The 13801-nt window shown below is 66.6% G+C and carries 11 protein-coding genes; 3 read left to right on the forward strand and 8 right to left on the reverse strand.

The features are described 5' to 3' along the window. Positions 1-67 precede the first annotated feature (67 nt). Positions 68-838 (forward strand): FadR/GntR family transcriptional regulator, encoded by a 771-nt coding sequence (locus HWN72_RS18230; RefSeq protein WP_211150932.1) that lies wholly within the window; start codon positions 68-70, stop codon positions 836-838. A gap of 36 nt (positions 839-874) precedes the next feature. Here HWN72_RS18230 and HWN72_RS18235 read toward each other — a convergent pair whose 3' ends face one another. From HWN72_RS18235 to HWN72_RS18260, 6 genes are all read right to left on the reverse strand, one after another. After that, positions 875-1726, reverse strand: a complete 852-nt coding sequence (locus tag HWN72_RS18235; protein WP_211150933.1) for a TauD/TfdA family dioxygenase — start codon at positions 1724-1726, stop codon at positions 875-877. Further along, positions 1711-3078: an amidohydrolase family protein gene (locus HWN72_RS18240; protein WP_211150934.1), complete on the reverse strand. Its 1368-nt coding sequence runs from the start codon at positions 3076-3078 to the stop codon at positions 1711-1713. Before HWN72_RS18240 ends, HWN72_RS18235 begins: the two co-directional genes overlap by 16 nt. A 108-nt stretch (positions 3079-3186) precedes the next feature. Next, entirely contained in the window at positions 3187-3639 is a 453-nt protein-coding gene (locus HWN72_RS18245; RefSeq protein ID WP_008830367.1) for a tRNA (cytidine(34)-2'-O)-methyltransferase, read from the reverse strand. 51 nt (positions 3640-3690) lie between these two features. Then, positions 3691-5109: an efflux transporter outer membrane subunit gene (locus HWN72_RS18250; RefSeq protein ID WP_211150935.1), complete on the reverse strand. Its 1419-nt coding sequence runs from the start codon at positions 5107-5109 to the stop codon at positions 3691-3693. Positions 5110-5117: 8 nt separating this feature from the next. Continuing rightward, positions 5118-6653 carry an MDR family MFS transporter gene (locus HWN72_RS18255; RefSeq protein ID WP_211150936.1) on the reverse strand — a complete coding sequence of 512 codons (1536 nt, stop codon included), beginning with the start codon at positions 6651-6653 and terminating at the stop codon, positions 5118-5120. Beyond that, entirely contained in the window at positions 6650-7813 is a 1164-nt protein-coding gene (locus HWN72_RS18260) for an HlyD family secretion protein (RefSeq protein WP_211150937.1), read from the reverse strand. The genes HWN72_RS18255 and HWN72_RS18260 overlap by 4 nt, the downstream gene beginning before the upstream one ends. 113 nt (positions 7814-7926) lie before the next feature. Here HWN72_RS18260 and HWN72_RS18265 point away from each other — a divergent pair, with 113 nt between their 5' ends. After that, a complete protein-coding gene (locus HWN72_RS18265; RefSeq protein WP_008830363.1) occupies positions 7927-8394 on the forward strand; it encodes a MarR family winged helix-turn-helix transcriptional regulator in 468 nt (155 codons plus the stop codon). Between the two features lie 207 nt (positions 8395-8601). Here HWN72_RS18265 and HWN72_RS18270 read toward each other — a convergent pair whose 3' ends face one another. Beyond that, positions 8602-9903, reverse strand: coding sequence for a sugar MFS transporter (locus HWN72_RS18270; RefSeq protein ID WP_036529039.1), 1302 nt, complete (start codon positions 9901-9903; stop codon positions 8602-8604). 452 nt (positions 9904-10355) lie between these two features. Between HWN72_RS18270 and HWN72_RS18275 the strand changes: the two genes are divergently transcribed. Further along, positions 10356-11366, forward strand: coding sequence for a LacI family DNA-binding transcriptional regulator (locus HWN72_RS18275; RefSeq protein WP_036529037.1), 1011 nt, complete (start codon positions 10356-10358; stop codon positions 11364-11366). A gap of 6 nt (positions 11367-11372) precedes the next feature. On the opposite strand, the gene HWN72_RS18280 is transcribed toward HWN72_RS18275, so the two are convergent. Continuing rightward, on the reverse strand, positions 11373-13712 hold the full coding sequence (locus HWN72_RS18280; RefSeq protein WP_211150938.1) for a transketolase: 2340 nt from the start codon (positions 13710-13712) through the stop codon (positions 11373-11375). Between the last annotated feature and the right edge of the window lie 89 nt (positions 13713-13801).

The raw sequence follows: 13801 nt of genomic DNA on the forward strand, positions 1-13801 counted from the left end.
TCCGGCCTGCCACGCGCACTACGATGGCATTGCGCGACGGCGCAACGAAAAGGACAAGGACGGTTTCGTGGCAGGGTCTTCCCATCTCACAGTCGATGAACCGGCGACCCAGCTGGGCCGGAACCTGACATACGGGCTGCTCGACAATATCGGCCGCGCCATCGTCACCGGCCGGTTCGAGAACCAGGTCTTCCCGACCGAGGCGGAACTCGCCAAGCAGCACGGTGTCAGCCGGTCGGTGACGCGCGAAGCGGTGAAGATGCTGACCGCCAAGGGGCTCCTCAGCGCTCGCCCGCGTCAGGGCACGACGGTTCAGCCGACATCGTCGTGGAATCTGTTCGATACCGATGTGCTGCGCTGGATGCTGGAACGCCGGCTTTCGCTAGACCTGCTGCGCCAGTTCAACGAACTGCGCGTGGCAGTGGAGCCCGAGGCCGCAGCCCTCGCCGCCCGCGTCGCGGGTGAGGACGATATCACGCGCATCGACGACGGCCTGCGCCGCATGCAAGCGGCCGAGCGGGGCCTGGATGACCCACTGGAGGCCGACATAGCCTTCCACGTCGCAGTGCTGCGGGCCTCGAAGAACCCGTTCTACATCCAGTTACGCGACGTGGTCGGCACCGCGCTGCGCACCTCGATCCGCTTCACCAATCGGATCAAGGGACGCACGGCGGACGTTGCCGAACACGCCAAGGTACGCGATGCCATCGCCTCTCGGGATGCGAGCGCCGCACGGGTCGCGATGCGCACGATCATCGGCGACGTGCTGGTACTGGTCGAGGACCGCCTGCCCTCCATCGACCGAGCAGCCGAGCCCCCACGCACCGCCGGAGATTAATGGCCGTAGGATGGAACTACAGTTCCAGTTCACATGTCAAACAGGAACATCGCCAAGTATCTGCACGCGAAAACCGGACCGGACTTGGGGGAAATAGTCCCAGGTCGCCGAGTGTTGCGTGCAGCGGTTGTCCCAGAACGCGATCGAATGCTGCGCCCAGGAGAAGCGGCACTGGAACAGCGGATGCTTCACGTGATCGAACAGGTAGCCGAGCAGCGCGTCGCTTTCGGCGCGCGGCAGACCTTCGATATACGTGGTGTATCCCTTGTTGACATAGATGGCCTTGCGGCCCGTAGCCGGATGCGTGCGGATCACAGGATGCGTGCTGCGCGGCAGCTTCATGCCCTCCGGCGTGATGCCGCCGAAGCCGACCACCGCGTCATGAACCGCCGTCAACCCGTTAAGATGCGCCTTCATCCGGTCTGAAAGCGCATCGTAGGCGGCATACATGTTGGAAAACGCGGTATCCCCGCCCACCGGCGGCACCGTGTGGAGGTAGAGCACCGAACCCAGCGGAGGCTCGGCATCGCAGCTCATGTCCGAATGCCAGTCCTCGCCCGCGACGAAAGTGGAATCCCCGTCGGCGTGCATGACCGTGATTTCGGGGTGTCCCGGCTGCTGCCAGGGCTTGGTGCTGGGCGCGATGTGGATGCCGCCGAAGTAATTGGCGAAGCGCTTGTGCGCCGTATGGTCGATGGGCTGATCGCGAAAGAAGATCACTAGCCGATCCTCCAGCGCGCGGTGCAGTTCCTCCACCTCCAGATTGGAGAGCGGCTGCGTGAGGTCCACACCCGAGACCACCCCGCCCATGCCGGGGGTGAGCGGGGTCACCGTAATCGCCGAATATTCCACCTTGTGCGTCCCTTCCTTCATCAGATGATCGGCCATTCGCTGACCAGCGGCAATCCCGAACGCCCGAGCACCGCTTCCGCCATCGCCTGCCCCTCGGTCCAGAGCGCGTCCTCGTCGATGAGAGTGCAGCGATGATCGGCCACCACACGCACGCCATCGACCCAGACCGAATCGACGCCCCGCCCATCGGCGGAGGCGACCAGCTGCTCGACCGGATTGTTGAGCGGCACCCATTCCGGGCGCCGGATGTCATGCGCGACGATGTCCGCCTTCATGCCGACCGCCAGAGCGCCGATGCTGTCCGACAGCCCGAGCACTTTCGCGCCGTTCAGCGTCGCCATCTCCAGCGCTGCGTGCGCGGGGAACAGCGAACGGTCCTCGCGCGCGTCGCGGAACAACGAGGCCATCAGCGCCATGACGCGCATCATGTCGTGGTTGTCCGCGCCGTCGGTTCCAAGCGCGATATTGACGCCCGCCGCCGCCATTTCCGGAAACAGCCCGCGCCGCGTCACGCCGTAGCCGCCGCGCAGGGCCGAATCGGGGCAGTGTGTGACATTGGCTCCGCTCGTCGCGACCAGTTCGGCTTCGCGCGCATCGATGTGGACCATGTGGACGAGGTTGAGATGCGGCCCCAGCACGCCAAGGTCGGACAGATGCTCGACCGCGCGCTTTCCGGTCTGGGCAAGATACCATGCGGAATCGCCGGCGACAGGGCTCATGTGCGCGGAGACCCCGGTGCCGGTTCGCCGGGCGAGATCGGTCACGCACCGCCACAAGGCGTCGGTCGCGGTCATGTGGCCGATGAGGTTGGGCCAGGCGGCAATGCGGCGACCATCCTGCGGGTATGCCTCCAGATCGCGCTCCAGCGCCGCGAAAGCGTTCCGGGTGAGCGCCTCTGCATTGGCGGCCGGGTCCCAGGCGCGATCCTCGGTCCAGCGGCCGACCCGCCCCCGAATGCCGGTTTCTGCGATTGCGGCCATGACCTCGTCGAAGGCGATGACCGTGCCCGCCTCCAGGAAGGTCGTCGTGCCGGTACGCAGCATCGCCGCGATGGCCAGTTTCGCCGCAACCGCCTGTTCGGCGGGCGCGTGGTCCTTGTAAAGGGGGATCACCCAGCGGCCGAGCGTCTCGTCGAACGGCAGGTCGCCGGGAATGAAGCCCCGGATGAGCGTCTCGGTGAGGTGGACATGGGCATTGACGAAGCCCGGCGTCAGCAGGAACCGGGAGCCATCCACCACTTCGCGCGCCTCGATCCCGGCCAGATCGGCGGCCTTCCCCACGGCGACGATGCAGTCACCCGAAAAGGCGATGCCACCGTTACGGATGACGCGGCGCTCGGCGTCCATCGTGATGACGGTCGCGCCGGTGATGATGGTGTCTGCCTGCATGCGTCCCCGCCGTGGTGATGGCTGCGACTATAGCTCAGGTGCCGGGCGGCACTTGAGCGAGCGCGGCAGTTTTGTTGATCGCCCCCGTAATCGTCAGATCCGCAATCTTCAGCCAGGCAATGTCGAAGTCTGCCGCAACCCTTCGCCAAGGGCCAGCGCCGCCGAAGTCGCGAGATTCATCGAGCGAACCTGCGGACGCATGGGAATACGCACGCGGGCATGGCATGCATCGGCGACCGATGGGGGAACGCCTGCGCTTTCCTTTCCAAACAACAGCACGTCGTCAGGCAGGAAGCTGAACTCGTAGGCGGATTCGCTGCTCTTGGTCGTGAACAGCACCAGCCTGCTTTCGCCGACCGTGCCTCTGAACGCCTCGAAATCGGCATGGCGCGTCACGCTGACGTGATCGATGTAGTCCATCGCCGTGCGGCGCACGCGGCGGTCGTCCCACTCGAAGCCCATCGGCTCGATGAGGTCCACACCGACACCGAAACAGGCGCACAGGCGAAGGACGGCGCCGACGTTGCCGGCGATTTCCGGTTCGAATAGAGCAATGCGCATCGGCCGCTAATAGGCACCGCTGCATGTTTCGCGCAAGCCTGCGCTCAGCGCTCAGCGCCAGGCGAAGCCCAGCGCTTTCTGGATGGCGACGTAATCCCCTGTCAGGGCGGCACGCGCTGAGACGAGGTCCTGCTCGGCGCGGTTGAGGTCGTTGCGAGCGCTGAGCGCGGCGATTCTCGTTGCTGTCCCAGCCTGATAGCGGCTCTGCGCCAGCCGTTCGGTCAGAGCCGCCTTGTCCCGCACGCGCGCCAGCGAGGCGACGGTCACGCGGGCTTCGCGGAACCGTGCAAGGGCGTCTTCCGCGTCCTGCAGGGCCGACAGGACGGTGCCGTCGTAGCGGGCCTCCGCCTCGTCACGGGTCGCCCTGGCCTGCCCGACTTTCGCCTTGGTGCGGCCGAAATCGAGGAAACTCCAGCTCAGCTGCGGCGCGCCGACCGCCACGAAATCATCGAGATTGCCGAGATCGCTGATCTTGGTGCCGCCGATGCCGATGAGGCCCATGAACGACAGGCGCGGGAAGCGGGCGGCCTCCGCCTGGCCGATTTTCGCGGTATCGGCGGCCAGCGTACGCTCGGCAGCGCGAATGTCGGGACGGTGCGCAAGCAGCACCGCAGGGTCACCCACCGGCACCAAGGCGGGGGGTAAGGGTATCTCACCGGCCGCCGACAGGTCCGCATCGACCGCGCCGGGCTGCTGACCGGTCAGCACCGCCAGGGCATTGAAATAGGCGTCCCGCTCGGCCGCCAGAGGGGAAATCCGTGCCCGCGTCGCATCCAGCTGGCTCTCGGCCTGCGCGACGTCCGCCGCTGTCGCCGTGCCGCGATCGAAGCGCTGGCGGGTGAGCGCCAGCATGTCCGTCTGCATCGCCACCGACTGCTCGCCCAGCGCGATGCGCTGCTGGCGGTCACGCAAGTTCAGGTAGTTCTGCGCGACGTTGGCGGAGATGCTGACCTGCACGTCGGCAAGGCTCGCCTCGGTGCCTTCCATCTGTGCGCGCGCGGCTTCGACGGTGCGGCGCTGGCCGCCAAACAGGTCGATCTCCCAGCTCGCGTCGAAGCCGAGGTTGTAAAGGTTGAGGTCGCTGCTGGAACTGCCGCTGCTGTCGCTGGACCCCAGGCTCGCCCCGGGAATGTGCGCGTGGGCATAGAGGGCGGAGGCGCTCGCCTTGGGTGCGCTGTTCGCGCGCTGCTCGCCCAGCGCCGCGCGGGCCTGCCGCAACCGGGCTTCGGCAGCGCGAATGTCGGTGTTACTGGCAAGAGCGCGGGTGATCAGGGCGTCGAGCTGTGGATCGCCGAGGGTCTTCCACCAGTCGGCGACCGGCGGCGCGCTGGTCGTGCCCGCATCGGCGCGCACGAAGGCCGCGCCAGCGGCATCCGATGCCGTCTTTGGCGGCCCGGCATAGTCGGGGCCGACGGTGCAACCGGCCAGCAAGCCGGTGGCGAGGGAAAGCAGCAGAATCTGGGAACGCATGGTCTTCCTCAATGTCCGGACGCCAGCGGCGCGTTCTTGGGCAGCGGGCGCAGGAAAAGCACGAGCGGGATCACGAACACGATCCCCACCGACATGATCCAGAACATGTCGCTGTACGTCATCGTCAGCGCCTGGGTCTGGATCGTCGCCGCGATCGAGCGCAAGGCGCCGCTCCCCTGCCCGGCAACGTAGTCCTGCACCGCCAGCGAGTTGGCGTTGAGGCTCTCCTCGAGCCTGCGGCTATGCAGCCACAGCCGCTGGTCCTGGATGATGGCGATCCCGGCCAGAGCGAACGAACCGCCCAGGTTGCGCGCGGAATTGTAGAGCCCCGAGGCGTCGCCCGCCTGCTCCGGCGGCACCGATCGGATCGCCGCCTGATTCAGGAACATCATGCAGAACACGGTGCCCATGCCGCGCAGCAGCTGGGAATCGGTGAAATCCGAACTGTCGGACGTGGCAGTCAGCCCGGTCTCCAGCCAGGCGCTGAGCGCCAGGATGCACAGCCCGAGGCAGACGGAAATGCGGATGTCCACGTTGCGCAGCAGCCAGGGCGTGATCGGCATCATCAGCATCACCGGAATGCCCGAGAGCATCACCACCTGCCCCGCCTGCAGCGAATTGTACCCGGCGATGGTCGCAAGGAACTGCGGGATCGCATAGGACGTGCCGTAAATCACCATGCCGACCACGGTGACCATGGCGACGACGCTGCCGAACTGCCGGTTGAGCAGGAGGCTCAGCCGGATGACGGGCTTGCGAGCCGCCACCTGCCCAAGCCCCAGCAAGGCGAAGCCCAGCAGCGAGATCAGCGTCAGGGTGATGATCAGCGAGGATTCGAACCACTGTTCGCGCTCTCCCTCTTCCAGCACGACCGTCAGCGCGCCCAGCCCCAGCGCAAGGCCGAGGATGCCGAGCCAGTCCGCCTCGCGGATCAGGTGCAGCTTGGCCGGCTGGTGCGGGATCGCGAGGAGCAGCAGCGTCACCAGCGCGATGCCGACCGGCAGGTTCAGGAAGAAGGCGTAGTGCCAGCTCACGTTCTCGGTCAGCCAGCCGCCGAGCACAGGGCCGACCACCGGCCCCAGCAGCGCGGTCGCACCGAACAGGGCGTTGCCTACCGGTTGCTGCGCGCGAGGCAATCGTGTCGCCACGATCGTCATCGCCGTCGGGATCAGCGCTCCGCCGGTGAAGCCCTGCCCGATGCGGCCGGCGATCATCATCGGCAGCGTCGTCGAAAGACCGCAGACGATCGAAAACAGGGTGAACAGGATCGAGGCGACCAGCAGCAGCGTGCGCAGGCCGAGCAGCCGCTCAAGCCAGCCGGAGAGGGGAATGACGATGATCTCCGCCACCAGATAGGCCGTCGCGATCCACGTGCCCTCGGTGCCGCTGGCGCCGATTTCGCCCTGGATCGTCGGCAGTGAACTGTTGACGATCGACACGTCGAGCGTCGCCATGAGCGCACCGAGCGTGCCCGCCGCCACAGCCAGCCAGGCCGCCGCATCGGCGCGCTGTTCAGGTTGAGGCGCGGAAACCGCGTCGTTCACGGCTTGGCGTCCCGGCGTGCCTCTTCCTGAGCGGCGATGCTGCGCTGCGCGCCCTTGGCCGAGATCGTGTCGACAGTGACGACCACCGACAGGCCCGGCACCAACACGCGCCGCGCCTCGGTGCCCGCGTCGATGGCGATGCGCACCGGCACGCGCTGGACGATCTTGGTGAAGTTGCCCGTGGCATTCTGCGGCGGCAGCAGCGAGAACTGCGCGCCCGTACCCGGCGAGATGCTTTCGACGTGCCCGGCGATCTTCGTGCCATCCAGCGCGTCGATCTCGATCGTCGCGGGCTGGCCCGGACGCATCAGGCCGATCTGGGTTTCCTTGAAATTGGCGGTGACGTAGAGCTTGGACAGCGGCACCACCGACATCAGCCGCGTACCCGCCTGCACGAACTGCCCGGCACGCACCGTGCGGTCGCCGATCCGGCCCGCAACGCTGCTCTTCAGCACGGTCGACCCTACGTTGACGTGCGCGGCGGCCAGTTGCGCACGCGCCGCCTCGCCCTGCGCGTCGGCCTGACGGACCTGCGCATTGAGCGAAGCGATCCGGCGCTCGGCCGAAAGCAGCGTGGCGCGCTGTGCATCCGCGACGGCGCGGGCTTTCGCCGCCTGATTGCGCAAGCTGGACAGACGCTCGGCGGTCTCCGCTCCGCTGGCGGCGAGCGGCGCGTAGCGGGCCGCCTCACCGGCAGCGAAGCGTGCATCCTGCTCGGCCGAGGCAAGCTGGGCGCGGGCCTGTGCGATGGCGGCTTCCTGCTCGCTGATCGTGGCGCGCACATTGTCGGCATTGGCCTTGGCGACGTCGATCTGGGCCTGATACTGCTGCGCCTGCGCATCGTAGTCGCGCGGGTCGATGCGGACGAGCGGCTGGCCCACCTTCACATCCTGGTTGTCACCGACGAGGACTTGCTCGACATAGCCGGAAATCTTGGGAGAGATCGTGACGGCGTCAGCCTGGATATAGGCGTCGTTGGTGTTCTGCTCGAATTTGCCGTAGATCTGGTACTGGGCCAGCCACAACCCGCCCGCCACCAGCACCAGAACACCCGCCGCCAGCAGACCACGACGCACACCCGGGCGCTTGAGCGGTGGCACCCGTTCCGGTCCCTGATTCGCGGCAGACTGCCCCTGCGATTCGCTCAAATCCGTTGCCATCAATCGAAATCCATACCGTTATTGCTGCATCGCAGCGGCGATCGCGCTCGCACTTGCACCTAAGCGCGATGTATGGCAACACCATTTTATATGGTCCCACACTATTTCTCGTCATGAGCATCGAGCAAGAAATCCTCGAAGAGATGCGCGATCTGCACCAGCGGATGCATCGCCTGTTCAACGATCGCGTGCGCGAGCGGGGCACGTCGCTTGCGCAGCTCAAGCTGCTGATGCTGCTGGATCGCGCCGGGCCGATCCGCTCGACCGACATCGCCGACACCCTCAATCAGGCGCCGCGCACGGTGACCGAGGCTGTGGATGCGCTGGAACGCGATGGCCTGGCGATGCGCACGCCCGATCCGAACGATCGCCGCGCGAAGCGGATCAGCCTTACGCCGGCCGGGGCGGTGGTGGTGCAGGAAGTCGCGCCTTACCGAGATGCGTTCGCCGCCGAGTTCTTCGAGACTCTTCCGGCAGCGGACATGGCAGAGTTCCTGCGCATCCTGAAAACGCTGAACGACCGGATCATCGAGATGGGCGCGCCGGTCGGCCTGATCCCGGGTGCAGCCTCAGGTCAGTAAGGCAACCGTCAGAGCCGCGATCGTGCCGGTGCACATCACCGCAATGCACAAGATGCGGAATTCGCAGGCGCAAAATACGGATTCCAAACCGTCCATAGCCTCTCTCCATGCCGCCTCATTCTTGAGTGCGTCAGGGAGAATACCACGGACGATAATGGCCCGCCAGCGGCGGCTGACGGGCCATGAATGCATCGCGGCGGCGTTGGCCTACGCCTGTGCGGCGCTCTTGCGCGCGAAGAGGCCGAAGCCCGCGATGACCGCGTAGCATAGCGCCGGAAGCACCAGCGCCACGCCGAGATTACCCCCGGCCGCGTCGGCGATCGCGCCGGTCGCCAGCGGCACGATCGCACCGCCGCAGATCGCGACGTTGATGATGCCCGACCCGTCCGCCGCACGCATGCCCAGCTTATCGCAGGCGAGGCTGAAGATGGTCGGGAACATGATCGAGTTCATCAGTCCCACCGCCAGCAGGGCATAGCCCGAGACATGGCCGCTGGACGTCACCGAAAGCGCGATCAGCGCTATCGCCGCGCAGGCATTGAAAGCCAGCACGATGCCGGGGTTCAACACGCGCAGCACCGCCGAACCGATGAAGCGGCCGACCATCGCTCCGCCCCAGTAGAGGCCGATCAGCTTGCCCGCCGACTGCTCGGGCAGCGCCATCACATGGTCCTGCATCAGGTAGCTGACGATGAGCGAGCCGATCGAGACTTCCGCACCGACGTACAGGAAGATGCAAAGCGCGCCGTAGCCGAAGCGCGGGCGCTTCAGCAGGTCGAAGCCCGCAAAGCCGCCGGTGTCCCCGTGCTTCTCGACCGGGAGACGATTGCGGAACATCCACACGGCTCCCGCGACGATCGCCAGGGCGACCGCGATGCCCAGATAGCCGTGCACGATCGCGGCGCTTTCCGCGCGGCGATAGGCGTCGAGCGCCTCTCCGGTCAGGTCATGGGCGGACACCTTGGCCAGACTGCCGAGGATCAGCACCGACCCCGCGATCGGGAAGATCGTGGTCCCCAGCGAGTTGAACGCCTGCGCGAACGTCAGGCGCGAACTGGTGGTTTCCGGCTTGCCGAGCAGGCTGATCAGCGGGTTCGCCACCACCTGCACGATCACGACCCCCGCCGCGAGCACGAAGTACGCGGCCAGGAACAGCCAGTAGCTCGCGGTCTGCGAGGCCGGGATGAAGGCCAGGCAGCCCGCAATCATGATCACCAGGCCGGCGGCCGCGCCGCGCATGTAGCCGACCTTGCGCACCAGCATCGCGCCCGGAATGCCGATCACCGCATAAGCCGTGAAGAAGCAGAACTGCACCAGCATCGCCTGCGTGTAGCTGAGCGTGAACAGTTCCTTGAGCTTGGGGATGATCACGTCGTTCAGGCTGGTGATGCCGCCGAAGATGAAGAACAGCGCCATCACGAAATAGCGCAGCTCGGCCGCATCGACGTGGCCTCCGGGCACTTCCTCGGCGAATTGCGGATCACTGCTGGTGGACGGCGCCATCGCCATGACTGGGGATTCCTTGTGCTGCGTGTCGGGAGCGGTCGTAGATCAAGCGGGGGTTTCTGCAAGGCCGGTCGCGGAGGAGGGTGCGACCGGCCTTGCTGGGAGGATCAACCCTCCCAAAGCTCTCCGCCCGGCCGCGCCGCCACGGGTTCGCCCGGCTTTTGCGCCGAAGCGACTGCAAGGAATTCGCTCACTGTCCCCTCCCGCTCTGCCGGCGCGCTTGAAGATTGCGCCTGACGTTTGATCTGCTGCATATGTATTTCCAAAAAACAGCGCTGTCATTAAAAAAGATGCTTGCGATTTCAGGTAGAACGTGACCGCTAACAGGATTGCTTGATACAACGCTGTCTTCATACTGAACCCGCTTCCCGCGTGATGGCGATTGCCTTGCATTCGGGCGGGCTTGGTGAAACAGAGGCCATGCACAAAGCCAATCTGAGGACGCACCGGGGGAAATGAAAAAGGTCACCATCATGGACGTTGCCCGTCAGGCGGGCGTCTCGATGAAAAGCGTCTCCCGGGTTATCAACAACGAAGCGAGCGTCCGCCCCGACCTCAAGGCCAAGGTCGACAAGGCCGTCGCCGAACTGGGTTACCGCCCCAACTTCGCCGCGCGTGCGCTGGCGGCCGGGCGCTCGTTCTTCCTCGGCATCCTGTTCGACAACCCGAGTCCGGGCTACACGCTCCAGATTCTCAACGGCGCTTATGCCGCCTGCCGCGCGGCAGGCTTTCAACTGGTCATCGAGAGCGTCGACACCTCGGCCAGCGACATCCGTGAGACCATGGACGGCCTGCTCGCCAGCGCCCGCCTGGACGGCATGGTCGTCACCCCGCCCGCCTGCGACAACGCGGCCGTGATCGCCGCCCTCGACGCGCGCAAGCTGCCCTACGTCCTGCTCGCCCCGATCCGCGACAATCCCGAAGTCGCCAGCGTCCGCTCGAACGACGCAGCGGCGGTGCACGATCTCGTCCGCCACCTCTGGGGCCTCGGCCACCGCAGGTTCGGCCTGATCGACGGCCCGGCGACGCATGGCGCGAGCCAATGGCGGCGCGAAGCTTTCGTCGCCGCGCTGGAGGAACGTGGCCACGCCCCGTCCGACATCGTCACCGCCACCGGCGAGTTCACGTTTTCCTCCGGGATCGGCGCTGGCCTGCAGATCATGCGCGCGCCCCAGCCGCCGACCGCGATCTTCGCGGAGAACGACGACATGGCCGCCGGTGTCTTCGCTGCCGCCGCGCAGCTGGGTGTCAAGATCCCCGACGACCTCTCCGTCGTCGGCTTCGACGACAGCTGGATCGCCCGCAGCGTCTGGCCGGAACTGACAACGATGCGCCAGCCTATCTTCGAAATGGCCGAGGAAGCCGTGCGGCTGCTCCTCGACTTCAGGAAGACCAGTGAAGTCGGCAAGAAGACCTTCGACTGCACCTTGGTGACGAGGGGATCGACCGCGCCCCCTCGCCGCTGAAGGCGCTCAGTCCTCCAGGAAAAGTTCGGCGGCGGCGTCGATGATGGCGTCGGCGTCGAGACGGTAAGTCCGGTAGAGATCGTAGAGGTCCCCCGTCTGCCCGAAGCGGTCGGTGCCGAGCGGGCTGACGCGCATGCCCTTGACCCCGCCCAGCCACGACAGCGCCCCCGGCGAGCCGTCCAGCACCGTCACCAGCCCCGCCCCCGGCGCCAGCGCGCCCAGCAAGGTCTCCGCATGGCTCGGCGCCTGCTTCTGCCCGTTCCAGCGCGCCGCCCGCCGCGCCGACCAGCCCCGATGGAGCAGGTCCGGCGAGGTCACGTTGAGCAGGCCGATACCCGGCAGATCCTCCGCCAGTTGCTCCCACGCCGCCAGCGCTTCGGGTGCCACGACGCCGGAGAAGGCGATCGCCGCCTGCGCGTCCGGACCCGGCTTCTTCAGCCAGTATCCGCCCTTCAAGGCATCGGCCTGCCAGTCGTCGTTCTCGCGCGACACCTGCGGGATCGCGCGGGTGGAGAGGCGCAAGTAGACCGAGCCGCCGTCCTCGCGCTGCATGTGGTCGAACGACCAGCCCATGATCAGCGCCAGTTCGTCGGCAAAGGCCGGGTCGAAGGCCGTCAGCCCCGGCTGGCCCATGCCGATCAGCGGCGTGTTGATCGACTGGTGCGCGCCGCCCTCCGCCGCCAGCGTCAGGCCCGAGGGCGTGCCCACCAGCAGGAAGCGCGAGTCCTGATAACAGCCATAGTTGAGCGCATCGAGCCCGCGCGAAATGAACGGATCGTAGACCGTCCCCACCGGCAGCAGCCGCGTGCCGAAGTGCGGTGCAGCCAGCCCCAGCGAGGCGAGCATGATGAAGAAGTTGTTCTCGGCGATGCCCAGTTCGATGTGCTGGCCCGCCCCGTGCGCCGACCACTTCTGCGCCGAGGGGATCTTCGCCTTCTGGAACACGTCGGCCAGTTCCTGCCGCCGAAACAGCCCGCGCTGGTTGACGAAGCCGCCGAGGTTGGTGGTCTGCGTGACGTCGGGCGCGGTGGTGACGATGCGGTCGGCCAGTTCCTCGCCCGACTTGGCGATGTCGAGCAGGATGCGTCCGAAGGCGGCCTGAGTCGATTGCTCCGCGCCTTCGGGCGCCGGCAGCGCGGGCACGGCGACGGCAGGCGCCAGCGGCTCGGCGGGCTTGCGGGCGATCGGGCTGGCCTTGACGAAGGCGTCGAGTGCGGCTGCGGCATTGTCGCCAAGGCCGCCCCAGGGTTCCCACTCCTGCCCTTCCGGCACGCCCATCAGGCTGCGGAACTGCTCCATCTGGGGCGGGTTCATCATGCCCGAATGGTTGTCCTTGTGCCCCGCCAGCGGCAGCCCGTGGCCCTTCACCGTGTAAGCGATGAACAGCGTCGGCCGGTCGTCGTCGCAGGCATCGAAGGCGTCGATCAGGCTTTCGATGCAGTGGCCGCCAAGGTTGGTCATCAGGGCTGCCAGCGCATCGTCGTCGTAGCTGTCCAGCAGCTTGCGAACTTGCGCCTTGCCGCCGATGTCGGCCATCAGGCGCGCGCGCCACGCCGCGCCGCCCTGATAGGTCAGCACCGCGAAGTCGGCATTGGGGCACTGGTCGATCCATTCCTCGATCGCCTTGCCGCCGGGCTTTGCGAAAGCCTCGCGCTGCAGCTTGCCGTACTTGAGCGTGACGACGCGCCAGCCGCAGGTCTCGAAGATGTCGTCGAAGCGGCGGAACATGCGATCGGCCGTCGTGCTGTCGAGCGACTGGCGGTTGTAGTCCACCACCCACCAGCAGTTGCGCAAGTCGTGCTTGTAGCCTTCGATGAGGCATTCGTAGATGTTGCCTTCGTCGAGTTCGGCATCGCCCATCAGCGCGATCATCCGCCCCGCGTCTTCCTCGCGCACTTGACCATGCGCGACGAGATAGTCCTGCACCAGACTCGAGAACGCCGTCACCGCGACGCCGAGGCCGACCGAGCCGGTCGAAAAATCGACGGGGATCGTGTCCTTGGTGCGCGAGGGATAGCTCTGCACGCCGCCGAGGCCGCGAAAGCGCTCCAGCTTCTCGCGCGTCTGCTCGCCCAGCAGATAGTGGATCGCGTGGAGCACCGGCCCGGCGTGGGGCTTCACCGCCACCTTGTCCTGCGGGCGCAGCGCATGGAAATAGAGCGCGGACATGATCGCCGTCATCGAGGCGCAGCTGGCCTGATGCCCGCCGACCTTCAGGCCATCGCGCTTGGGGCGCAGGTGGTTGGCGTTGTGGATCGTCCATGCCGAAAGCCACAGCAGCCGCTTCTCCAGTGCCTCCAGCGTCGCGACAAGGTCGGCGCGGGTCTGGGTGATCGTGTCGGCCATCTGCTCATGCTCCCTGAATGGCGCTCGAGCGCCATCGCGGCAGGATACGCTCGGCGGGCTGCGCATGTCCTTGCGTGTTCGGCCTCTCG

This window comes from Novosphingobium sp. HR1a (assembly GCF_015594425.1).
GTDB classification, from domain to species: domain Bacteria; phylum Pseudomonadota; class Alphaproteobacteria; order Sphingomonadales; family Sphingomonadaceae; genus Novosphingobium; species Novosphingobium resinovorum_A.